This window comes from Pseudorhodoferax sp. Leaf274 (assembly GCF_001422445.1).
Classification (GTDB): domain Bacteria; phylum Pseudomonadota; class Gammaproteobacteria; order Burkholderiales; family Burkholderiaceae_C; genus Pseudorhodoferax.
This window is the reverse complement of the sequence record NZ_LMNA01000023.1, coordinates 107,613-130,666: the sequence shown is the minus strand read 5'-3', so window position 1 is coordinate 130,666 and position 23,054 is coordinate 107,613. Positions and strand designations below refer to the sequence as shown.

The 23,054-nt window shown below is 66.4% G+C and carries 20 protein-coding genes; 3 read left to right on the top strand and 17 right to left on the bottom strand.

The genetic code is table 11. The annotated features are described in order from the left end of the window. Window positions 1–80: 80 nt before the first annotated feature. Together ASF44_RS17830 and ASF44_RS17825 are read right to left on the bottom strand one after the other, a co-directional pair. The gene (locus tag ASF44_RS17830) at window positions 81–1,343 is read right to left on the bottom strand and encodes a pyridoxal-dependent decarboxylase, exosortase A system-associated (protein ID WP_082524865.1); all 1,263 of its coding nucleotides are present in this window, start codon (window positions 1,341–1,343) and stop codon (window positions 81–83) included. After that, window positions 1,333–2,922 carry an acyl-CoA ligase (AMP-forming), exosortase A system-associated gene (locus ASF44_RS17825; protein ID WP_056900577.1) on the bottom strand — a complete coding sequence of 530 codons (1,590 nt, stop codon included), beginning with the start codon at window positions 2,920–2,922 and terminating at the stop codon, window positions 1,333–1,335. The genes ASF44_RS17830 and ASF44_RS17825 overlap by 11 nt, the downstream gene beginning before the upstream one ends. Before the next feature lie 60 nt (window positions 2,923–2,982). Here ASF44_RS17825 and ASF44_RS17820 point away from each other — a divergent pair, with 60 nt between their 5' ends. From ASF44_RS17820 to ASF44_RS17810, 3 genes are read left to right on the top strand one after another with little or no spacing between them, the layout of a single operon-like run. Beyond that, the gene (locus ASF44_RS17820; RefSeq protein WP_056900576.1) at window positions 2,983–3,240 is read left to right on the top strand and encodes an acyl carrier protein; all 258 of its coding nucleotides are present in this window, start codon (window positions 2,983–2,985) and stop codon (window positions 3,238–3,240) included. After that, entirely contained in the window at window positions 3,240–4,112 is an 873-nt protein-coding gene (locus ASF44_RS17815) for a hydrolase 2, exosortase A system-associated (RefSeq protein WP_235579260.1), read from the top strand. The genes ASF44_RS17820 and ASF44_RS17815 overlap by 1 nt, the downstream gene beginning before the upstream one ends. Further along, a complete protein-coding gene (locus ASF44_RS17810) occupies window positions 4,109–4,969 on the top strand; it encodes a hydrolase 1, exosortase A system-associated (RefSeq protein ID WP_056900574.1) in 861 nt (286 codons plus the stop codon). The genes ASF44_RS17815 and ASF44_RS17810 overlap by 4 nt, the downstream gene beginning before the upstream one ends. Before the next feature lie 15 nt (window positions 4,970–4,984). On the opposite strand, the gene ASF44_RS17805 is transcribed toward ASF44_RS17810, so the two are convergent. From ASF44_RS17805 to ASF44_RS17735, 15 genes are all read right to left on the bottom strand, one after another. Next, window positions 4,985–6,079, bottom strand: coding sequence for a GNAT family N-acetyltransferase (locus ASF44_RS17805; protein WP_235579259.1), 1,095 nt, complete (start codon window positions 6,077–6,079; stop codon window positions 4,985–4,987). A gap of 31 nt (window positions 6,080–6,110) precedes the next feature. Beyond that, window positions 6,111–7,427: a putative O-glycosylation ligase, exosortase A system-associated gene (locus ASF44_RS17800; RefSeq protein ID WP_056900573.1), complete on the bottom strand. Its 1,317-nt coding sequence runs from the start codon at window positions 7,425–7,427 to the stop codon at window positions 6,111–6,113. Next, window positions 7,420–7,599 (bottom strand): hypothetical protein, encoded by a 180-nt coding sequence (locus ASF44_RS17795; RefSeq protein WP_056900572.1) that lies wholly within the window; start codon window positions 7,597–7,599, stop codon window positions 7,420–7,422. The genes ASF44_RS17800 and ASF44_RS17795 overlap by 8 nt, the downstream gene beginning before the upstream one ends. Window positions 7,600–7,623: 24 nt before the next feature. Next, the gene (locus ASF44_RS17790) at window positions 7,624–8,763 is read right to left on the bottom strand and encodes a TIGR03088 family PEP-CTERM/XrtA system glycosyltransferase (protein ID WP_056900571.1); all 1,140 of its coding nucleotides are present in this window, start codon (window positions 8,761–8,763) and stop codon (window positions 7,624–7,626) included. Beyond that, window positions 8,756–9,970, bottom strand: a complete 1,215-nt coding sequence (locus ASF44_RS17785) for a glycosyltransferase family 4 protein (protein WP_056900570.1) — start codon at window positions 9,968–9,970, stop codon at window positions 8,756–8,758. The genes ASF44_RS17790 and ASF44_RS17785 overlap by 8 nt, the downstream gene beginning before the upstream one ends. A 64-nt stretch (window positions 9,971–10,034) precedes the next feature. Further along, the gene (locus ASF44_RS17780; protein WP_056900569.1) at window positions 10,035–11,201 is read right to left on the bottom strand and encodes a glycosyltransferase family 4 protein; all 1,167 of its coding nucleotides are present in this window, start codon (window positions 11,199–11,201) and stop codon (window positions 10,035–10,037) included. After that, window positions 11,198–13,126, bottom strand: coding sequence for an XrtA/PEP-CTERM system amidotransferase (locus ASF44_RS17775; protein ID WP_056900568.1), 1,929 nt, complete (start codon window positions 13,124–13,126; stop codon window positions 11,198–11,200). The genes ASF44_RS17780 and ASF44_RS17775 overlap by 4 nt, the downstream gene beginning before the upstream one ends. A 15-nt stretch (window positions 13,127–13,141) precedes the next feature. Then, window positions 13,142–14,701, bottom strand: coding sequence for an exosortase A (xrtA, locus tag ASF44_RS17770; RefSeq protein ID WP_056900567.1), 1,560 nt, complete (start codon window positions 14,699–14,701; stop codon window positions 13,142–13,144). Next, complete coding sequence (locus tag ASF44_RS17765; RefSeq protein ID WP_056900566.1) at window positions 14,698–15,915, bottom strand: TIGR03087 family PEP-CTERM/XrtA system glycosyltransferase; 1,218 nt, start codon at window positions 15,913–15,915, stop codon at window positions 14,698–14,700. Before ASF44_RS17765 ends, xrtA begins: the two co-directional genes overlap by 4 nt. A gap of 6 nt (window positions 15,916–15,921) precedes the next feature. Then, window positions 15,922–16,959, bottom strand: a complete 1,038-nt coding sequence (locus ASF44_RS17760) for a FemAB family XrtA/PEP-CTERM system-associated protein (RefSeq protein ID WP_056900565.1) — start codon at window positions 16,957–16,959, stop codon at window positions 15,922–15,924. 7 nt (window positions 16,960–16,966) lie between these two features. Continuing rightward, a complete protein-coding gene (locus ASF44_RS17755; RefSeq protein WP_056900564.1) occupies window positions 16,967–17,824 on the bottom strand; it encodes an XrtA system polysaccharide deacetylase in 858 nt (285 codons plus the stop codon). Continuing rightward, window positions 17,821–18,900 (bottom strand): XrtA/PEP-CTERM system-associated ATPase, encoded by a 1,080-nt coding sequence (locus ASF44_RS17750; protein WP_056900563.1) that lies wholly within the window; start codon window positions 18,898–18,900, stop codon window positions 17,821–17,823. The genes ASF44_RS17755 and ASF44_RS17750 overlap by 4 nt, the downstream gene beginning before the upstream one ends. Before the next feature lie 3 nt (window positions 18,901–18,903). Continuing rightward, window positions 18,904–20,535, bottom strand: coding sequence for a TIGR03016 family PEP-CTERM system-associated outer membrane protein (locus ASF44_RS17745; RefSeq protein WP_162243833.1), 1,632 nt, complete (start codon window positions 20,533–20,535; stop codon window positions 18,904–18,906). Between the two features lie 10 nt (window positions 20,536–20,545). Beyond that, on the bottom strand, window positions 20,546–21,478 hold the full coding sequence (locus tag ASF44_RS17740; RefSeq protein ID WP_056900561.1) for an XrtA-associated tyrosine autokinase: 933 nt from the start codon (window positions 21,476–21,478) through the stop codon (window positions 20,546–20,548). Window positions 21,479–21,485: 7 nt separating this feature from the next. Beyond that, window positions 21,486–23,051, bottom strand: a complete 1,566-nt coding sequence (locus ASF44_RS17735; RefSeq protein ID WP_056900560.1) for an XrtA system polysaccharide chain length determinant — start codon at window positions 23,049–23,051, stop codon at window positions 21,486–21,488. Between the last annotated feature and the right edge of the window lie 3 nt (window positions 23,052–23,054).

The window sequence follows — 23,054 nt, the reverse complement described above, 5'->3', positions numbered from 1 at the left end:
GTGCCACTGCATGCTTTCGGCGATGGCACCCTGCAGGCGGCACGTGGGCCGCGCAGGATGCAGGGAACCCAGCGAAGGCGCTACACGAGCACCTCGATCGGCGCGGGATGGCCAAGGAAAGCGTGCGGGCTCGCAGAGGCGCCGTATGCGCCGGATTGGAACACCACGACAAGGTCGCCAATGCCTGCCGGCGGCAGGAGCATGCGGTCCGCCAGCACGTCCAGCGGCGTGCAGAGCGGCCCGACGACACTGGCGACCTGCGTCTGCGGCTCCGCGGCGCGCGTACCGATCGCGACGGGATAGTTGCGGCGAACCACTTGGCCGAAATTGCCGGAAGCGGCCAGGTGATGGTGCAGTCCTCCGTCCGTCACCAAAAAGGTCTGGCCATGGGAGGTCTTGCGATCCATCACCCTGCAGACGTAGATGCCCGCTTCGCCCACCAGGTAACGGCCCAATTCGAGGGCCAGTTGCGCGCCCGGCAGCTCCCGGCTTGCCCTGTCGCACAGTGCCGACAGGTTGTCGGCGATGGGCGCCAACGCCAGCCGCTGCTCACCCGGGAAATAAGGGATGCCGAATCCACCGCCCAGGTTGAGCAAGCGAACGGGCGCTGGCGCGTGGGAGGCCAAGTGCACCGCCAAGTCGAAGGATTGGCGCTGCGCCTCGCAGATGGCACCTGCGCTGAGGTTCTGCGAGCCAGCAAACAGGTGAAACCCCTCGAACGCCAGGCCCGCACCGGCCACCTCACGCAACAGGCCCGGCACCTGCGCGGCATCCACGCCGAACGGCTTGGCGCCGCCACCCATCTTCATGCCCGAACCCTTGAGCTCGAAGTCCGGATTGACCCGGATGGCCACGCGTGCCTGCACGCCCAGCGCCTGCGCCGCTTCGGCCAGCGGGGCAATCTCGCGCGCCGACTCCAGGTTGACCAGGACGCCGGATGCCACCGCCTGCCATAGTTCTGTATCGCGCTTCCCGGGGCCGGCGAAACTGACCTCGCGCGGATCGGCGCCCCCGTCCAGTGCCACCTTCAACTCGCCCGCTGAGGCCACGTCGATGCCATCGACCAGGCCCACCATGTACGCAACCAGGGCGGGCATCGGGTTGGCCTTCATCGCGTAGTGCAGCCGCACGGCCTGCGGCAACACGGCACGCAGCGCCTCGACGCGGGCACGCAGCACACCGCGGTCGTATGCATAGAACGGCGTCTGGCCCACGCGGGCGGCCAGGCGCCGCAACGGCACCCCTCCCACCACGAGTTCGCCGTCGCGCACGGGGAAGTGCACGATGTCGGCATGCTGGAGCCTGGCCCGAGGAGCCGGCGCAGCGCGCTCGTCAGGCACCATGCAGTTGCTCCACATCGGCTGCCAGGCGCCTGCGGTCGATCTTGCCATTCGGGGTGCGCGGCAAGGGGCCCGGCACGATCCGCACATCCGTGGGCACCATGTAGGCTGGCATGGCGGTGCGACAGGCGCTCAACAGCTGCGCAGCATCCAGCACGACGCCGGCGGCCGGCATGGCAACGGCCTGCACGCACTGACCAAGCACTGGGTGCGCGACACCGAAGGCCGCGCATTCGGCGACCAGGCCGGTGCCGTACAACACTTCTTCCACCTCGGTCGGGCTGATGCGGTAGCCGGACGACTTGATCATTTCGTCGCGGCGTCCGATGAAATAGAGAAAACCGTCCTGGTCCATGCGCACGGTATCGCCGGAAAACACGGCGTACTCGGGCATCGGCAAGCCAGCGTCGCGCCGGGGCAATGGGCGGTAGCGCTCGGCTGTCCGCTCGGGGTCGTTCCAGTAGCCCAGGCCGACCAAGGCGCCACGGTGCACCAGCTCCCCGGGCTCGTTGGGTTCGCAGGCCGACCCGTCTTCGCGCAACACCAGGATTTCGGCATTGGGAATCGCCTTGCCGATGGAATCAGGACGGCGCTCTACCTCTTCGGGTGGCAGATAGGTGGAGCGGAATGCCTCGGTCAGCCCATACATCAGAAACGGACGCGCCTGCGGCACACGCCGACGCAAGGCCGCCAGCGTGTCGCGCGGCATGTGGCCTCCCGTGTTGGCGAAGTAGCGCAGGTGCGTCCCGATCGCCTCGGGCCATTCGAGCGCAGCCAGCTGCATGTAGAGCGCCGGCACGGCGGTCAGCCCCGTGACACGCTCGTCCACCAGGGCGCGCAGCACGTCGCGGGGCAGCAGGTAATTCAGCAGCACCACCCGTGCACCGCTGTGGAACGCCGTGGTGAGCTGGCTGAACCCCGCATCGAACGACAGCGGCAAGGCGGCCAGCAGGGTGTCGTCCGCATGGTTGTCGAGATAAGAAGCCACGCTGGCGGCTCCAGCCACGAGATTGCGGTGCGACAGCACCACCCCTTTGGGCAGGCCCGTACTGCCCGAGGTGTAGAGGATGGCGGCCATGTCGTGGTCGATCACCCCATGCGCTGGCCGACGCGGCAGGCCGGCGAGATCGCCCCGCGCATGGCAGGCGACGGTCGCAGGCAGCACGGGCGCGTCTCCGCGCGCATCGGCCACGATGACATGGCGCAGTGCGCTACAGCCGGCCAGCAGCGGCGCCAGCATGGCCAAACGATGTGCGGACGTCACGAGCACGCAAGCGCCGCTATCGGCCAGCACATGCACGACCTGGGCAGGCTTGAGCACCGGGTTGATGGGCACGAAGACCCCGCCAGCCGCTGCGGCGCCAAAGCAGGCAACCACCATCTCCACGGACTTGTCGAGCCAGACCCCAACCCGCTCGGACCGCCCGACCCCGAGCGCCACCAATGCCGATGCCCGATCCGACACAGCAAGCTGCAATGCGGCGTACGTCGTCGATACCCCATCGGCGCGCAAAGCCACGGTCTGCGGCCCACGCTCTGCGGCGTGTGCCACGAGATCCTGGAGCAGCGAGGGCGAAGGCATCGGAAAAGTATCGCATGCGCCCCCTAGAATGGCGCTCCCGAAGCTCAACCGCGCCGCCCGATGTCCGTATTGCCCGACGTGCTGCATGTTCTGGACGAGACGCTGGGTCTCGGCGGGCGCAGCGCCGGCTTCGATGCCGACACGCCGCTGCTGGATGCCTTGCCCGAGCTCGACTCCATGGCCATCGTTTCCCTGATCTCTGCATTGGAGCAGCACTTCGGTGTCATGCTGCCGGATGACGAACTGGATGGCCGCGTGTTCGCCACCGCCGGATCGCTGGCGGACTTCCTGGACGACGTCCTGCACCGGACCCAATGATGGCCGACGGCCCGCGGGCCTTCTTCCTGCCTGCGGCCGATGGCCAGCGTTACTGCATCTACCACGCAGCGCAGGGCGTGACGCGCGGCATGGTGCTGCAGGCAGCCCCCTTTGCCGAAGAGCTCAACAAGACGCGCCGGATGGCCGCGCTGCAGGCCCGCGCCCTTGCAGCGGCCGGCCATGCGGTGCTGCAGATCGATCTGCTCGGCTGTGGCGACAGCTCCGGCGACTTCGGGGACGCGCGCTGGCCGCTGTGGATCCAGGACTTGCTGCTCGCCCACCGGTGGCTGGCCGGCACCCTGGCAGCACATGGCGCGTTGCCGCTGTGGATCTGGGGAATCCGCGCCGGATGCCTGCTGGCTGCCGATGCAGCGCGCGCGCTGGACCAACCCTGCCACCTTCTGTTCTGGCAGCCTTCGTTCGCGGACGGAACGATGCAGCTGCAGCAATTCCTGAGGCTGCGGCTGGCTGCAGACATGCTGGCCGCTCCCGACGACGCAGGGCGTGCCAGGGGCGCCATGGATGCATTGCGCCGGCAACTGGCTGCCGGAGAAACATTGCAGGTCGCCGGCTATGCACTGCATCCCGACCTGGCGGCCGGACTGCAGGCGAGCCGGCTCGTGCCCCCGCCTGCCGGCGGCACGGCCCGGCAACTGGTTTGGATGGAAGTGGGGTCTGCGGCCCAGGCTGCGTTGAGCCCCTTTGGAAAGCGCACGCTGTCGCTGTGGCAGCAGGCCGGGTGGCAAGTGGAAGGACTCGTCGCGCAGGGGCCGGCCTTCTGGCAATCGGCCGAGATCAAGGAAGCGCCCGCGCTGCTCGAAGCCACAGTGGCGGCGCTCGCACAGCCGTCAGCAGAAACAATGCCGGCATGACCCCAGCAAACCGCTACGACGAAACGGCCTTGGGCATCGACTGCGCGGGCGAGCTCCTGCAGGGGGTGCTTGCCACGCCCCCGGTCGGCGAGCCATGCCGGGCCGTGGGCTTGGTGGTGGTCGTCGGCGGGCCCCAGATCCGTGCGGGCAGCCATCGTCAGTTCGTCGCGCTGGCGCGGCGGCTGGCCGCGGCTGGCCATGCCGTGCTGCGTTTCGACGTACGTGGCATGGGCGACAGCAGTGGCGCGCCCCGCGGCTTCGAGAGTCTGCAGCAGGACATTGACGCCGGCATCAGCGCACTGCTGCGCACCCCGGGCGTCGAAAAGGCTGTGCTCTGGGGCCTGTGTGATGGCGCCTCCGCCAGCCTGCTGTACATGGATGCCACGGGCGACGACCGCGTGGCAGGTGTCGCCCTGCTCAATCCCTGGGTCCGCTCGGAGCAAAGCCTTGCGCAGACCCATGTCAAACATTACTACCGTGCCAGGCTGGTGCAGTCCAGCTTCTGGCTCAAGCTGCTGCGCGGCGAAGTCGGCATGCATGCCATGCGCGATCTGTTGGGCAATTTGCTGCGGCTGGCGCGGCGCCATCGGAGCACGAGCGCGGCCAGCTTCCAGCAGCGCATGGCTGCCGGATGGTGCGCGGTGCGCGGCCACCTGCTGGTGCTGCTGAGCACCGAAGATTGGACCGCCCGGGAGTTCGAGGAGCAATTCCGCCAGGACCGCGACTGGACCGCCGCCCGAAACCGACCGGGAGTCCAATGGCACCGTCTGACAGGCGCAGACCACACACTGGCCTCGCCTGCGGCGCGCCAGACCGCCGAGGAAGCGACCTTGGCCTGGCTCCAGCGCCTGCCCTGATTGAGCCTGCCCGTGCTAGGGCGGCGCCACACCTTCCCGGTGGCGACGCCGGAGCTTTCCACCGTAGTGGCGCGCCGCCGCGAGCAGGCCGCGCAGCCGCAAGGGATGGAAGGCGATCAACCCGGTGCGCTCACGGCGATGGGTCATCCAGTCGCGCTTGTAGGCATCGTCTCCCGTGAGGTAGTCGACCTCGCGCACGCGGTCCACGTCCATCACGTGGGCCATCAGCGCCGCGGTCAGAACCGACCCTGGCGAGAAGCGCTCGAAGCCCTGCACGTAGGCCAGCTTGTAGATGTTGGCTTTGCCGGCCTGTACCAACCAGACCTGCGCAGCGATCGGCCGCCCATCCAGTTCCAGAACGCCCAGCCGCAGCCAGCCCTCGCGAGCGGCCAGCAGCATCAGTTCCGGCATGAACCGCGGACTGGGCTCAGGCTCCTTCCAGCTGCGCCCATAGACGTCGTCGAATGCCGCCATCGCGGCATCCAGTGGCGCCCCGGCTGCGGTGTGGATCGTCAGCCTGTCGCCGCCATGGCGTTGCAACCGACGCCGGCCGCGCTCGATGCTGTGCCGCAAAGCCGACGGCCGTGCAGCCAGGTAGGCATCGAAACCGACCCCGGCCACCGGCAGGTACCAGTTCCCGAAGCAGAAGTACCCATCGACCCAGTACCCGGCCTGCCGCAAAGCCCGCTCCAGCGCCAGACGCCAGCCCGCATCGTCCGCCAGCGGCTGCAAATCCAGGATGGCGCCGTGCGGATGCCGCCACAACTGGCGCGCCAGCGCCACCCAGCAGTCCGGCCCCGGCATGCCGTGGCCAACCGCACCGTACAGGCTGCAGTAGTAGTTGCTGAGGCTGCGCAGGCCATCTCCGGTTTCCGCAAGCGGCAGCATCAAGGCCGCGCGCGCCGCCTCGTCGACCAGCATCGGCAGCCACGGCCGCGGCCGCTCCACGAAACCATGGGCGGCAAGCTGCGTGCACCATGCCGGCGTCAGGAACAGATCGGCAGACCGGCTCCAATCCCCCACGCCGTACTGCTGCAGATGTGCCTGCAGGCCGGCAAGGCGCATCGCCACGTCATCGGATGGAGTGGTCGAAGCGGTATCGGAAACCATCGGCGGCATGGTGCTCGGGCCGCTGCGCGCCTCAGCCCGCCCTGGCCGGTGGACCGATCGCCGGCTGGCGCAACAGATATTGCCGCAGCGCCTCGGTCAGGCACGCGACGACATAGAACACTTCAAAGTACGCGAGGCTGACCCCCGCCCCGCCCACTGCGAAGCCGAAGCACGCAAGGCCGAGCGCGTCGGCCATGTCCCGCGCCCATAGCAGGTCCTGGCGTTTGGCCGTCATCCTGCGGATCTGCCCGACTGTGAAGAAGACGTTCACCAGCAGAGCCAGAAAGATCAGCAGCCCAACGAAGCCGTGGTCGCCCAGCACCTCGAAATAGATGCTGTGCGCGGCCTTGGCAAAGTCGGCCAGTACGACATTGCCGGACAGAGCGCCGGACAGCAGGCCATCCCGCGGCCGGATGCGGAACCAGACCTCCGGCGATTGCATGGCATGGAAACCGGTGCCGAAGACAGGGTTCTGCAACGCCAGCGCAGTGGCCACATTCCAGGCCTCCACACGGCCCATGAAGGACGAGTCCTCTCCCGCACTCCCGATCGATTCGACGCGCTCGAACCACTCTGCAGGACTGAGCGCGAGCACCAGTACAGCGCCGACAACGACCATGAACGATGCCAGCACCTTGCGTCGGGTCGTCATCAGCAGCGCCATGGCCATCAACGCCATGGCCAGGAAGGCGCCGCGCGATTGGGAGCCGATGATGGCCATGACCGTCATGAGCAGCACCCCCAGAAACCCCCAGCGAACGAGCCGGATCTTGGAATACTGGTAGAGATACAGCAGCACGGGCAGGACCATGACCAGTGCAACGCCAAAGTGGTTGTTGTCGGACATCTTGGTGCCCGGCAGCCCGACGATCTTGTGCCCGCCCGCACTCGCGAGCGTCTTCATGCCTTCGACCAATCCATGGAACCCCAGGCCCAGCGCGATGGCAATGAACATTGCGTGCAGCCGCAGCCGGGAATTGACGAACAGGAACATCACCAGGCAGTAGGTCACCGACTTCAGCAAGTCGGTATAGATCTCCACATTGCGGGTGGCACTGGGCTCTGCCAGCACCGCACTGACGGTGGTGTGCGCGACGAACAGCAGGATGAGTGCGCTTGTGCGGTTGAGCTTGAACCCGCTCTTGTCGGTGGCGCGGCCCATCGCCACCAGCACCAGTGTGACGAGCGCGAAGAAGAAGTTGTAGCGCAGCGAGCCCATGAACCCGTACATGTAGGACGGCACGGCGATCACCGCGGTCCATCCCCACACGATGTAGGCAGCAAACGCGTTCGACAGGGTTACCGGGACGATGAGCAACATCATCCCCAACATCATCAGGTCACGCATCGTGCCGTCCCTCTGCGGCCCTCAGGCTCTTTTGCACCGGGTCCGTCTTGGCGTTGAGGAACGAGAGAAATCCCAGATCGCGCTCCTCGCGCGGCCGCCGGTCCGACGTGCGGATGGCCACGATCAACACAAGCAGAAGGACCACATCCAATGTGAACAGTGCAGCTTCCATGTCCGTTGTTCTCGAGGTTCAGCTTCAGGAAGGCTGTGCGAAGAGCGCATCGTAACGGCGCACCATCGCCGACAGCGCATGGTGCTGTTCGGCCTCGGCCCGGGCCGCCGACCCATGGTGCCGCGCCAGCATCTCATCGTCGAAGTAGGCGGCCAGTGCCTTGGCCATGGCGGCATCGTCCTGCGCGGGCACCAGCATGCCGTTCGTGCCGTCCCTGATGACTTCCGGTGTTCCGCCGACCGCAGTGGCCACGATGGGCAAGCCGCACGCCATGGCCTCCTGCAGTGTGCAGGATGTGCCTTCGATCAACGAAGGCAGCACGAAGCAGTCAAGCATGCGCAGCACGTCGGGCACGTCGCTGCGCGCACCGGCCAGCCAGGCCAGATCGCGCAGCCCGGCCTGGCGCAGGATTTCATCGATCTCGATGGCCAGCGGTCCTTCGCCCACGAACACCAGGCGCGCGCGCTCGGCGGCGCGAGGGTGCAGGCGCAGCAGTTCGACGAAGGCCCGTGCCAACGCGGGCTGGTTCTTCACGCTTTGCAGGCGCCCGACCGTGCCGATCAACCAGTGCTCGCCAGGCCTGAACGGACAACCGGGCACGGCGCTGCGCGGTTCGCCGGCGGGCGCGAACCATTCCGTGTCCACCCCATTGGCGATCAGCGAGCGGCGCGTCGACGGCACGCCGATGGCCTGGCCCAGGTAGTCGTCGATGTCCTTCGATACGCCGACATAGTGCGAAACGAAGGGGCGGTACAGCTTGCGCAGCGCGCGGTACCGCGGGTTGTGCCCGCCGAGGTCGTGCGTATCCCAGCCGTGCTCGGCGTGGATCCGGCGGGGCACCCGTGCCAGCCAACCCAGTGGAGTCACTTCCAGTGCCGCCAGGTTGCAGCTGTGCAGAACATCCGGACGCAGACGCCTGAGCAGGGCGTAGATGCGCCCGTACAGCGGCACGGCATGGCCTTCGGGTTTGTCGAGGGCGATGAATTCAACGTCGCGCCGCGTCACCCGGTGGCGGAAATCGTCGACGGTGGTCAACGACACCACGGTGTGCCGGTAGCGCTCCACAGGCAGGCGGTTGATCAACTGGACGATCACGTTCTCCAGCCCGCCAATCGAAAACCGGTAGACGAAATGGACGATGTGCAGCGGCCGGGCTTCAGTCACCAGACTGCTCGACTAGCTTGCGCGCAAGGACACGGCGAAACAGGTGCAGTTGCCCTTGCGTGGTGGCGTCCCATGAGAAGGTTTCGGCATGCCGACGCGTCGCCGCACGCTCGGGCAGGCTGCTCAGCAAGCGCTGCAAGGCCTGCACGAAGCCAGCTGCCGAGCGCTCAGGCATCAGCACGCCGGCAGCCGGCGTGCTGACCACTTCCGGCGTACCCCAGATGTCGGTCGCCAGCACAGGCGTGCCACATGCCATCGCTTCCAGCAAGACATTGGCCCAGCCCTCGCGGCTGGAGCACAGCGCCAGCACGTCGGCCGCGCTGTACCACCACTTCAGGTCGGACTGCGGCACCACGCCAGCGAAGCGCACGCGCCCGGCCACGCCCAAATCGGCTGCACGCCGCTCCAGGGCCGCGCGCTCCGAGCCGCCACCAGCGATGACCAACAGTGTGTCGGGTGCCAGCTGCGGCAGTGCTTCGATGGCGATGTGGTGTCCCTTGCGCTCAATCAAATGCCCCACGGACAACAGGATCGGAGCCTCGTCGGGCAGCCCCAGCCTGCGGCGCGCCTGATCGCGCGGCTCCGGAACGAAGCGCTCCAAGTCCACGCCGTTGCGCAAGGTGTGCAGCTTGGCCGCATCGGCACCCAGATCGCGCAGGCTGTCCATCAAGGCCTGGCACACGCCGATCGAGGCGTCTGCGCGGCGTGCCGTCTCCAGGATCAGCTTGCGCGGGAACGGGTACCGCGGAATCAGGTTCAAGTCTGTGCCGCGGGCGGTCACGACGAAAGGCTTTCCAAGCCAGCGCGCCAGCAGCGAAGCGGCCACGCCGTCCGGGTAGTAGTAGTGGGCATCGATCAGGTCGAAGTCGAAGCCCTCGCGCTGCAGCCGGCGCACCGTTCGCAACGCGCCCACGGCCATTGCGTAGGGCGCGAGATTCATGCCGACCTTGGGCACCAGCAGGTAGCGCGGATGGTGCACAGGCAGACCATTGCGCACTTCGCGGCGCGGCGTGGCGGCGAACTGGCCGTACTCGCCCCAACGCTCGCCGGTGAACGGGAACCAAGGCACCGGCGCCACGACCTGTGCCTGAACCTGGCCGGTCTTGATCAGTTCCCGCAGACGGGTCTCGACGAAGATGCCATGGATGGGCCGCTGGCTGCTCGGATACAGGCTGGAGAACAGCAGCAAACGGAGTGGAGACGGCATAGGTCTGAATTATGAGCGTGTGCCCTGGCCGATCTGCGGTCTTAATACGCAGATGCAGCACCACTCACAGGCTGCGCACGGCCTCCTGGGCCAGGGACACGACGCGCTGCGCGTTGCCATCCCAGGTCAGGCGCAGGCGGCCGATGGTGTCGCGGGCCCCCCGCTCCAGTCGCAGGCGCAGCGCCGCGTCGCCACAAACGCAGGCCAAGGCAGCTTCGAAGGCGCCAGGCACGTCCTGCTCGAACAGATGGGCGTTCTGTCCTTCGGTCAGCACCTCCAGCAGGTTGGGCACTCGCGGCGCCACGATCGCCTTGCCCAGAACGAGGTATTCCATGAGCTTGAGCGGCGAGGCGTACGCGACGACAGCAGGTTGCAAAGCCACATCGAATGCACTGACATGGGCGGGCACCTGGTCGCGGTGCACCACGCCGGTGAAAGTCACGCGGTCGGCGATGCCGAGTTGGCGGGCCTGGTCCTGCAGTTCCTCGCGCACCGGTCCGTCTCCCACGACCAGCAGGTGGCTGTTGCGCGGCGCCGTGGTGCCGGCCATCCAGGCGATGACGCGGTCCACGCCATGCCAGTCGCGCACAAAGCCCGTGAAACCCAGCACCAACCGTCCCTGCAGACCAAGGCGGGCCTTTGCCTCGTCAGACGCGGGTGCAGCCTGGAAATGCGCTTCATTGATCCCGTTGGGGATGACGGCGATGCGGGCATCAGGCACCCCGTATGCGCGCACGTGGTCGGCCAGCACCTGGGTAACAGGCAGCACCCAGGAAGCCCCGCGCCAGGCATGCCCCTCGGCCCAGCGCGCCAGAGACTGCAGCGCCAAGCCCCCGCTGTGCTTCGAACGCTCTTGCACGAGCGGCGCATTGACTTCCAGCAGCAGCGGCACCTTCAGCCGCCGACTGGCCATCAAACCGGCCAGCAGGAACAAGTTGTAGCGCTCGTAGATGACGTCGGGTTGAAAGATGCGTGCCGCGGCCATCAGCTTGCGGTAGGCGAGCCAGGAGTAGGAAAGCTCCATCAGCTCGTAGGCTGCCTTTGGCAGCCGCGCCTTCAGGCGGTGCACCCAGTCCATGTCCTGCCCCATGGTCCCGGCGTCCTCGCCAACCTCGCCGGGTGCCACGACATGCACCTCGTGGCCTTGGGCCCGCAGCGCTGCAATCAGCTCTTCGATGTGGACAGCCTGGCCATCCTTGGACGCCGTGCGGTGGTGGTACAGGATCTTCATGCAGCGAGCGTAGCCGCCGGGGCCACGCAGGGGGACTCGGTCTGCCGCAAGAACGCCTCGAACATCAACAACGTCCACAGCGGCGCCGAAAAGTCACGCTGGCCGCTCTGGTGCTGTCGCACCATGCTGCGCAGCGTATCGGGGTCGAAGTAGCCGGCATCGGCCATGCGGGGGCCCAACAGCGCCTCGCGGGTGCGCTCGGCCAGGGGGCCGCGCAGCCAGCTGGCCAGCGGCACCGAAAACCCCATCTTCGGGCGGTACAGCACGTCGCTCGGCAGCCGCGGCTCGAATGCCTTCTTGAGCAGATACTTGCCCTCCTGGCCCTGTATCTTGAGCGCGCTTGGCAAGGTCGCCAGCCATTCGATCAATTGGTGATCCATCAGGGGCTCGCGCACTTCCAGCGAGTGCGCCATGCCGGCACGGTCGACCTTGGTGTTGATGTCGCCGACCAGCCAGGTTTTGTAGTCAAGGTACTGCACCAGGGCCAGCGGGTCGTCGGTGCCGGCCCGCTCGGCATGCGTGCGGAACATGTCCAGCGCGCTGTAGCCGCCAAGCTGGCGCTTGAACCCGGCCGAATACAGGCGTTCGCGCTCGTCCGCACGCAGCACCGACACGCTGTGCAGGTAGGCCTGGGCCGAATCAAAGGCCAGCGCCTGGAACGTGGTCTTGGCCCGCAACACGCGCGGCGCCCAGTCGGCCTTCGGGTAGAGCTGGCCCAGCGCGCCGAACAGGGGCCGGCGCAGGCCCAGCGGCAAGGCGCGACGCGCCCGCTCTTCGGCCAGGTGCAGGCGGTAGCGCCGGTAGCCCCCGAAGCTCTCATCGCCGCCGTCGCCCGACAGCGCGACCGTCACATGCTTGCGCGCCATCTGGCAGACGCGGTAGGTCGGCACGGCCGAACTGTCGGCGAAGGGTTCGTCGTAGAGCCAGGCCAGCGTGTCGATGAGGTCGAAGTCGTTGCTGCCGACGATGTCCAGGCTGTGGTCGGTCCGGTAGCGGTCGGCCACCATCTGCGCGAACTGCGATTCGTTGAAGCGCGGATCGTCGAAGCCGATGGCGCAGGTCTTGATGCGGCTGCCATCCACCTGCGCCATGGACGCCACCACGGCGCTGGAATCCACACCGCCCGACAGGAACGCGCCCAGCGGCACGTCCGCCACCAGCCGCAAACGCACCGACTCGTCGACGCGCTGCAGCAGTTCGGCCTGCGCGTCGCGCAGGCTGATCGGGTTGTCCAGCGTGAAGCGCACATCCCAGTAGGGCTGGGGCTCGGGCAGGCGCTCCATGCCACGGCGCACCAGCAATTTGTGGCCGGGGGGCAGCTTGAACGCGCCCCGGTAGATGCAACGCGGATCGGCCACATAGCCCAGCGCGAAATACTCTTCGACCGCGAGCGGATCGATCTGCCGCGCGAACGCGGGATGGGCGGTGATGACCTTGAGCTCGGAGCCGAACACGAAGCTGCCGTCGGGCAGCAGCGCGTAGTGCATGGGCTTGACGCCCATGCGGTCGCGCGCCAGGAACAGCACCTGCTGGTTGCGGTCCCAGATCGCGAACGCGAACATGCCGCGCAGGCGGTGCAGGCAGTCCTCGCCCCAGGCCTCCCAGGCATGGACGATGACCTCGGTGTCGCTGCGCGTCTTGAACACGTGGCCCAGCGCCTTGAGTTCGACCGTCAGCTCGCGGTAGTTGTAGATCTCGCCATTGAAGACGATGACGACCGAACCGTCTTCGTTGAACTGCGGCTGGATGCCCGTGGCCAGGTCGATCACCGACAGGCGACGGTGGCCCATGGCCAGGCCCGGCTCCAGATGCAGGTCGGCCTCGTCGGGCCCGCGATGGGCCTGGATGTCGTTGATGGCCGACATCAGCGCTGGGGAGTACGCGCGCCTGCCGCGCAGGTCGAACAGGCCGGAGATGCCACACATGCTGCCGCTCCTTGCTCAGCGCTGCCGCGCCTGCTGCAGGCCGGCCTCGATGGTCCGGCCATTGGCCTGGACGAAAGACGCCAGCGTCTCCTGCGCGTTGGCGCCAGCCCGGATCGGCGTGTACACCACGACCACGGCCGAATCGTCGCCCCGCCCCAGCAGGCGCGACAGCGCGCCATGCACCTTGGCCAGCGCATCGCTGGCGATCAGGCGGTCATTGACCCAGTACACCTGCCAGGCCAGCAGGCGCACCGCGTCCGCGCTGCCGACGAGCGAGGCCCGCAGCTCGGCCTGCCGCACCGGCACGGCGCCACCGGGCCAGGGCGCACTGGCCGTGCCTGCGCCGACTTCGGCCCAGTCCTTGTCGGAGTACGGCACCAGCAGGTTTGTCGAAGACACCAGCTTGCGCTCGGCGTTCTGGCTGCGGTAGTAGCCGATGTACAGCCCGACCGGCTGGGCGTCCTTGGTTGCGCCCTGGAACAGTTCGGCGGAGGGGTTCTGGAATGCAGGTTTCCACCCCGGCGAGGGCCGCTCCGTGGCCTGCCAGCCGTCCTGTAGGCCGGTGGCCAGGGCCAGCTGCGGCATGGTGTGGTTCTGCGCGCGTTCGAGCGCCCACACGACCCCGTGGGGCGCCCAAGCCACCAACGCCAGCGCCACCAGCACGACCGGACGGACGCGGGCCACCGCGCCGCCCACGGCAACCGGCGAGGCCTGCAGATCGGGGGTCGGTTCGGACCAGCGGGCGCCGATGGCGAACATCAGCATGATGACGATGCCGAAGAACAACCAGCCATAAATGAGGTGGTCGACGCCGGTGGCGATGGTGTTGCCGGAGTAGTGGCCCAGCATCACGATGATGTAGGCGCGCAGCCAGTTGGCAATGACCGGGACGAGGATGGACACCAGCACGAACAGCGCGCGCCGGCGTGCCGATTGGTAGTTCAGGTAGGCGAACAGCGCACCGACGGTGACCGAGGCGATCAGGTAGCGGATGCCGCTGCAGGCCTCCACCACCGACCAATGGCCCGAGGGAATGACGAACTGCTGGCCTTCGCGGTACACCGGAATGCCGGTCAGGCGCACCGCCAGGACCGTGAAATCGGCCGTCCACTCCATCAGGCGCGGCATCATGAAGTCGCCGATGGGCACGGCGAAGAACATGAAGCTCAGCGGAAACAGCAGCGTCCAGGCCACCTGCCAACCCAGCACCGCCGGCACGGCCAGCACCAGCAGCATGGTCAAGGCCAGTTGCGTGGCGGCGTTGACAGCCACCAGATCGCCCAGCAACCACAGCAGCGCAGCACCGCACATCAGCACGACGGCCACGAAGCTGGGCTCCGGCACGAGTTCGGCCAGCCGGTGCCGCTGCCGCCACACCAGCCACAGCACGATGGGGGGCACGAGCAGGCCGTGGGCGTAGGTGTCCGAGCGCAGCCAGATCGAGACCATGGCCTGGGCCGTGTCACGGTACAGCAGCAGCACGGCCGCCAGCGTCACGACCAGCAGCGCGAGGGGCCGGCGCCAATGGACGGGCAGGCCCGACGTGGATGGGGATGGAGCGATGCTGGCGGTCATGTCGGGGCGAGCGCCGGCGCGGCCGGTGCCAAGGGGAGATGTCGGTCGATGCCGGACAGGTGGGCGTCCCAGCTGAAGCTGGCAAGAACCTTGGCGCGTGCCGCGGTGCCCGCGGCAGCCGCAAGCGGCGCATCGTCCAGCAGCGCCTGCACCTGCGCGATGAAGGCGGCGGCGTCGGCGGCGGGGAACATCTCGATGCCATCGCGGGCACCGATGGCGTGGGCGCACTCGGTGGTCGCCACCACGGCCTTGGCCATGGCCATGGCTTCGAGGATCTTGTTCTGGATGCCGCGCGCCACACGCAAGGGCGCAACGACCAGCGCCGCATGCTGCAGGTAGGGGCGCACGTCGTCCACGGTGCCGGTCACGGTCACGGCCTCGGACGCCAGCGCAGCCACGGCAGGCACCGGATTGCGCCCGACGATGTAGAAGCGCAGGCGCGGCCAGCGCTGGCGCAGCGCCGGCAACATGTCGGCGCAGAACCAGCTGACGGCATCGATGTTGGGCCAGTAGTCCATGGCTCCGGTGAACGCCAGCACCAATTCGTCCGGCGCGTACGGCGAGGCGCGCTGCGGGTCGGCCGCGAAGAACTGCGCGTCCACGCCGTTGCACAGAGGCTCGACGTTCGCCGCACTGTCCTGTGCCTGGGCCCGGAACAGTTCCGTCTCCTGCGGCGTGACGAAGAACGAACGCCGTGCACGCCGCGCGACGGCGCGCTCGAACGCCAGCAGACGCTCACCCTCGCGCCGGTAGAGCCACGACATCGGCCATGGCCGCGCTGCGGCGTACTGGGTCCACTTGGCCGAATCCAGATCCACGAAGTCCACCAGCATCGGCAGATCGGGCGGTGCGTACTGCGCCATGGCCGAGGAGAACACGACGGAGGCATCGACGGTCTCGGCGGCCAGCGTCTCGCGCACCCAGCGCGCAAGGCCAGCGTCGCGGTAGTACGCCAGCGTCAAAGCCTCGCCGCGCAGCAGCCCGGAAAGGCTGCGCAACCTGGCACGGCGCGGATGCAGCGGCGCCACATGCAGATCGGGGCAGATCGCGCGCAGCGCCGGCAGGTGCACTGCGTCCTGCGGATCGTCGATGAAAGTGGCCAGCAGCACGCGGTGCGAGCGCTGCAGGTGCCGCAGCAGGTGGTACGACCGCACCTTGTCGCCCTTGTTGGGCGGGTAAGGCATGCGGTGCACCAGGTACAGCAGCGTGGCCATGCAGTGTCAGCCCAGGTTGCGCACGATGTGCGGGCCGACGAAGTTGACCAACGCACGCGGCAGGCGCCGCCAGGTGCGGATGACGAACTGGTACTTGGCGTTCGATGGATTGTTCTGCGGCACCGCATCGCGCTTGTACAACTGGTACTCGTAGTGCAGCGGCTGCGGCTCGAATCCCCAGTTCTTCTTGAACGCGAAGGAGCCCGTGCCCTGCTTGCTGCGCCCGTAGTCGAACACGCGCGCGCCGCGGGCCGCCGCATGGCGCATCAGTTCCCAGTACTTGAAGTCGTTGGCGGCCAGGTCGCGCGCGGCCTCGTCGTCGCCGGCATAGTAAGGCAGCACCTCGTCGCGGAAGTAGAAGCTCAGCACGCTGCTGAGCGGGCGGCCTTCCGGCGAGGTGACGGTCAGCACCTCGCAGTCCTTGCCGAAGGTCGTCAGCAACGCCTGGAAGTAGCGCCTGGACATGGCCGGCGTGCCATGGCGGTGCACATTGTCGGCGTAGAGCGCGAAGAAGCGGTCGACGTTGGGATCGACCGTGCTCAGCAACCCGTTCTTGATGCCCTTGCGCACCATGGCGCGCTGCTTGCGCGGGATGGCGAGCATGTTGGCCTCGTCGTCGGCGACGATGCTCTTGCGGAACGTGACGTACAGGTCCTGCAAGGGCCAATCGGCATGCCGGCGCTGCACGTTGCGCAGCTCGAGGTGGTCGACATCCAGCCGGCGCGCCAGGCTCTGCGCCTCCTGCTCCAGCAGTTGCGCCGCCATGGGCTGGCTGGCCGCCACGCCACCGTAGACACCGAAGGGCAGGCTCACCAGCGCATTGCCGAACAAGCGGCTCTTGACGTGGCCCAGCGGCAGCACGCCCTGGATGGCACCGTTGTCCTCGGCGTAAAGGAAATGGCTGTCGTGCCGGAAGATGTCGCGCAGCAGGGTCTGCCAACCGGCACGGTGGAAGAAGCTGGCCTCTGGGCATTGGTGCACGAAGGCATCCCAATGCCGGGCGCCCTCCGCATCACCGGGCAGCAGTCGCTTGATGGTCAGCATCGGCGACTCAGGCGGGCGTGGCCGCGGGACGGAGGAAGATCTCGTCCATGCGCCCCCACTTGAAGTCGCCCATCAGGCGATCCAGCCGCGCCTCCATCCGGTCGATGTTCACGTAGTGGCGGAACCGCGCCTTGGCATCGATGCCCTCCACGCGCGGCTGCTCCGTGTCGATCTCCCAGGGGTGGAAGTAGAAGATCGCAGCCTCGCGGTCCTGCGCGTTCACACGGCGCAGCATCCAGCGCGACAGCCCGTAGGGGAGCAGGCGGAAGTAGCCGCCACCGCTGGACGGCAGGTTGCGCTGCAGCATGCGCAGCGTGGTCACCGGAATCTCCAGCAGGCCTTCGCGCACCGAATGCGCAAAGCGCGGTGCATCCGGCATGCCGTAGTGGTCGTGCTGGATCGGGTAGATGCTTGAGCTGTACTGGTAGCCGGCAGTCTGCAGGCAGTCGAACGCCCAAAGGTTGCGCGTGCCGATCGAGAAGCTGGGCGCACGGTAGCCCTGCACCGCCACGCCACCCAGGTCTTCCAGCAGTTGCTTGGCGCGCCGGATGTCGGCCAGGAACACCTGCTCGCTCTGGTCGCTGGCGCGCTCGTGGCCGTAGCCATGGCTGGCCAGCTCGTGGCCTTCGGCCACGATGCGGTGCACCAGCTGCGGATAGCGCTCGGCGATCCAGCCCAGCGTGAAGAACGTCGCCTTCGCGCCGTGGGCGGACAGCATGTCCAGGATGCGGTGCACATTGCGTTCGACGCGGCATTCGCGCGTCTCCCACTCGTCTCGGCGGATGTACGGCGCGAACGCCGAAACCTGGAAGTAGTCCTCGACGTCGATGGTCAGCGCATTGGTGATGGGCGCAGCAGTGGTCATGGCGTCTTGTCCTCTCCCCCGCGGCGCGCGGCCGCGGCAAGTTTCTTCAGCATCGCAAGCACCTCCAGGTTGATGCGCTCCAACCGGAGCAAGCTGCGTTCCAGGCGCTGCAGGCGGTCGCCATGCTGCTCCCGGTCCAAGTGGGAGATCTGCGCCTCCATTCCATCCAGCGCTTCCGGGTCGAACTGCAGGCTCCCCAGGTCGTCGCCGGTTGGCGCTGTCGACCAAGCGCCTTCCGATGGCGCCACGACCACCCGGGTCAGCCCCGATTCCTCGCGGATCTCCTGCGCGACAGCGCTCACATCTTCGGCGGTCAGTGTGTCCTTTTCATTCAAGAAGCCCAACAGCAGCAGCCGGTCGCAGATCGCGTTGATGCGCCGGGGGATCCCGCCGCTGGCGCCGAAGATCTCGACGAAGGCCTCGGACTCGAACTGTGGCCGCCCCGTGCCACCCGCGCACTTGAGCCGGTGCTCGATGTAGCCCTGCGTTTCTTCCTGGTCGAGCGGCCCGATGTGGCAGGCGGCAATCACGCGCTGGCGCAGTTGCTGCATCTGCGGATGCTGCAGGATGTCGCGGAACTCCGGCTGGCCGACCAGGAAGCTCTGCAGCAGCGCTTGGTTGCCGAACTGGAAGTTCGACAGCATGCGCAGCTCCTCCACCGCCGACTGCGTCAGGTTCTGCGCCTCGTCCACGATCAACAGGCAGCGCTTGCCCTGCACCGTCTGACCGACCAGGAAGGCCTCGAGGGCCATCAGCAGGTCGGCCTTGGTCGCGTCCTTGGTGCGCACGCCGAATGCAGCGGCCACCATGCGCAAGGTGTCTTCGGCCTCCAGCTGGGTGCTGACCACGTTGCCGGCGACGACCTTGCCCGGGTCGAGACTGTCCAGCAGGCCACGCACGATGGTGGTTTTCCCGGCGCCGATCTCGCCGGTGATGACGATGAACCCCTCGTTGCGCAGCACACCGTAGTCCAAGTAGGCCTTGGCACGCCGGTGCTGCTTGCTGGCGAAGTAAAAACTGGGATCGGGATTGAGCTGGAATGGTTTGCCGCTCAAGCCGTAATAGGCTTCATACATCAGTTAGAACTGGAAGCTGAGCCCGCCGTGCAGCGCGGATTCGGAGTAAGAGAACGCAGAGTTGCTCGACACCGAGCGACGCACGCCCACCGAGCCCGTGGTGTATTGCCCCAGGCGGGTCGACATGTTGATACCAAGCGAGCGGAGTTCGCTGCTTTGTGCCGTGGCGTTCTGCCCGCGCGCACGCGTCGTCGATGCGAGGATGTTGAGCGTGGACAGGGGCGTGAGCCGACGCGAGTACGTGATGCTGAATCCGTGCTGGCGCACGTAGCTGGAACTGCTCAGGTCGTCGTTGCCCGTATTGATCTGCGACAACCCACTCGTTTCCGATTGCGATGCCAGAAAACTCAGCGTATCGCGCACTCCGATCAACGTGAAGGAGGCATCCTGGCGCCGGGACAGGGACACGGCCGAAGTCAGGAAACCGAGATCGACGCGCGTGCTGCCGTTCAGGCCATTGGCCAAGAGGAAGGCATTGACCAGCTGCGCCCGTCGCGTTGCATCGGGCTCGATCGAGGCGAACTGAAAGAAATACAGGTCATACAGCGAGCCAAGGCCCACCGTACCGTTCTGATTCATCGTTGTGGTGTCGCGCGAGTCCGAGAACCGCCAGGCCGTCCGCGGCGTGCGGTGCTCGAAACTGACGGAATGGGCCTGGCCGAAGAATCGCCTCTCCAGCAATGCCGACAGATTCGTGCGATCGGAAATCGCCCACTGGACTTGTCCACCGAACGTGGTGTGCCCTTCCTTTTCCTGCGAGACGTAGTTGTTCGACTCCCACCCGGGAATCAAGGAGAAGGACAGTTGCGGGGTGAACGGATGGGTCAGAAAGGCCCGCACCCGGTCGGACGCGTAGGAACGACCGGAGGCATAGTCCTGGCGCTGGTGGTTGACGTCAAGGCTCCAGGCAATCACACGCTGCTGGTTGGAGCCCGTCAACTGCACCGACACATCGTCCATGTCGTAGTCGGCCGCGACCACGGAAGACTTCGCGCGAAAGATGCTCCGCGCGTAGCGCGCCTGGTACTGCGCCCAGTCTCCCAATTGCCCACGGACATAAGGCGAGAGCCGGTACATGGCGGCTTCGGTGCGGTTCGCGTTGTCGGTGAGATCACTGCCGGAACGGGTGCCGAATGCCGAAATCGTCTGCTGCGAGATGTTCCCGTTGAAGTCGAGAAAGGCGAAGTTCTCCGCCATCTCCAAACTGCCCGTGGCCTGCAGGGCATTCTGGTTTTGGTCGAGCGAGGAATTGCGGGCGTACACAAGACGTGTCAACGAATAGTCGACATTCGCCTTCAGGCGGTCTCCCTCGGCCGTGAAACGCAGGCCAGGCCGCACCGTCGTCACGATATCCGAGGCCCTGCCAGTCCCGCCCCCCGCCTGGACGTTGTCGGTCCACGTACTTTCGAGCGCGAGACTGGGAACAAAGGACATCAATCGCCGGTTGCCTTGGACGCCCTGCGCCGACGTCGATTCGCCCGCCATCTGCGACTGCGACGGTGCCGATGTCAGTTCATCGGGATTGCTCTGCCCCTGCGCCGCCGCTGCACTGCACAGACCTGCAAAGAACAGCGCGCCCACCGGCCGGCGCGTCTGCACGCCATCCACGACAAGAGACCGCATCCACAGCAGCATGCGGTCGACCCTAGCTGCCGTAGCCATAGCCATAGCCCTGGCCATAGCCACCGTAGCCGTAGCCTTCACCAGCGCCAGCCTTGGCCTGGTTGAGGACCATCATCTTCACCGGACACGACTCGATGGTCGCGAGTGCTTGTTGCACGTCGTTTCTCAGCGTCTTCTCTGCATGAACCACGATGACGATCTGGCCCATGTGCGTCGCGAGAACACGCGACTCCGTCGTCAACAGCAACGGCGGGGAATCAAAAATGATCACACGGTCCGAATACCGCCTGGCGATGTCGCCGATCAGCCTTGTCATGGCGTCGCTCGCCAACAGTTCCGTTGCCCGCGGATGGGGCGTTCCACTCGGCAGCAACGTCAGTTTGTCGATGTTCGTCTTCAGCATGACCTGAGAAAGATCAGCCTGGTCATCCACGAGCAGATCGAGCAACCCGCGGCTTGCAGGCAGCCCGAGCATCCGCAGGATCGATGGCCGGGCCACGTCGGCATCGACCAGCATGACAGTGTTGTTCAACTCGGTGGCAATGCTCATCGCCAAGTTCAAGGCATTGAAACTCTTCCCCTCTCCTGCGACCGCGCTCGTCACCATGATGAGGTTGCCGTTTGTCACAGCCACAGCACCCTTGCCCATCGCATTGGCAATGAGCGGGCGTTTGATGACGCGGTACTGGTCGGCAATCTGGGACCGGGGAGCGTTGGGGCTCACGAAGCCAGCCGCCGAGAGCGCGTCCAGATCGAGATGGACTTGCCGCGACACCACGGCAGGCCGCGCCGGCGGCGCAGGTGATGTGGGAACTGAGGCTGCGGCGACCTGCGCAGGCGCAGACGCAGACGCAGACGCAGACGCAGGATTCGGCGACACAACATCAGGCACCGCCACCCCTGCTTGCCGCAACTGTTCCAGCCGTCGCGATGCTTGTTCAATCAGACTGCTCATGCCAACCTCAAGCAGCCCTGCCGGCCACGACGACCATCAGGCCGACGCCCAATGCGAAACACGCGATCAAACCGGCAGACGCTGCTGCAAACTTGAAAAGATCCCGACGCTCCTTGCGCTTGGCCTCGTCGCTGATGACCAGGGTGACCACCCCCAGCAATGGCAAGGCCACTTCGTTGCGCAACGCATGCGCGTTGTGGAACACGGGCCGCAACTGGCTCAGGCCCAAGGCCGTTGCCACACCCGCGCCCAAAGCCGCAACCAACGCACCGATCAGCAACAGCGACCGGTTCGGCGCGACTGGCCGCTGCGACACCCGCGGCGGATCGATCAATCGGAAATCAGCCACGCCTGCCACGGAGTCCAGGTTTCCAGTCATGGATGCCGATTCACGCCGTGCGACCAGATCCTCGTAGTTCTTCTTGTTGATCGCGTAGTCGCGATTCAGCTGCGCAAACTCCGCTTCGATCTGGGGCGCCGTCTTGGCCTGGGCCTGGGCCCGCTCGTAGCGCGCGGAGAACTCGGCGACACGGGCACTCAAAGAAGCCACCTTGACCTCGGCTGCAGCGAGCAAGCGTCCCAGTTCCTGGACCACGGGATTGCTGGCCGAACCACCAACGGGGTCGGTCATGGCCACCTTCCGCAGTTCCTCGACATCCTTGCGTTTCTGGTCTTCCAGTTCCTTGATCGCGCGGCGTGTTGCAGCGACGTCGGGGTGCTGCTCCGTGAAGCGCTGCAGAAGTGTGTCCAGGTTGCGCTTCTGCTCTGTCAGCCTGGAATCGATCTCAGGCGTCGGGAACAGACGATCGGCATCCCCGATCTTCGCCGTCTTGACCATGGCGGCACGCTCGCTTTCAAGTTGACGCTTGGCCGAATCGCGCGCCCGTTCGGCCTCGACCAGATCGAGCTTGGCCTGGTTGTACTGCGATCCGAGTTCGCCAATGCGTGAAGCAACATCCGGCCCTGCCGACGACTGCATTTCAATGTTGCGCAGGCGAAAATCCTTGAGCCGCGCTTCGGCTTCTTCGAGACGGCCCTCGTACATGCGGATCTGTTCCGCAATGAACTTCTGCGCCGCGGCCGTGTCCTTGCGGGAATCACCCAGGCTGGACTCCACAAAAATCGAAACCAGCGACTGGACCACCTTTTGCGCACGGGCCGGCACAGGATCCTGGTACGTGATGGTGTATAGGTTGTCGCGGCCTACGCTTTGGATCTCCAACGTGCGCATGAGCGTATCGATCAGGCGCTCGCGGGCGGCCGGCGATTCGATATTGAGATCAAGGTCCGCCATCCGAACCAGCTTTTCCACATTGGGGCGGTTGATGAGCGTGCGGCTCAGCATCGTGACCTGCTGGTTGACGTTCGGTTGGATTGCAAGACCCGACATCAAGGGTTTGAGAATCGACTGCGTGTCGACGAAAATCCGCGCGGATGCTTCGTATCGGTCGGGGATTCGCAGCACCACGGCGGCGCCGATGATGGCAACGATCCATGCCGCCAATAGCCCCCACCAACGATGCTTCCAAGCCCCCTTGGCAAACGTGGAGAGCTGATTGATCAACTCGTTCATTGA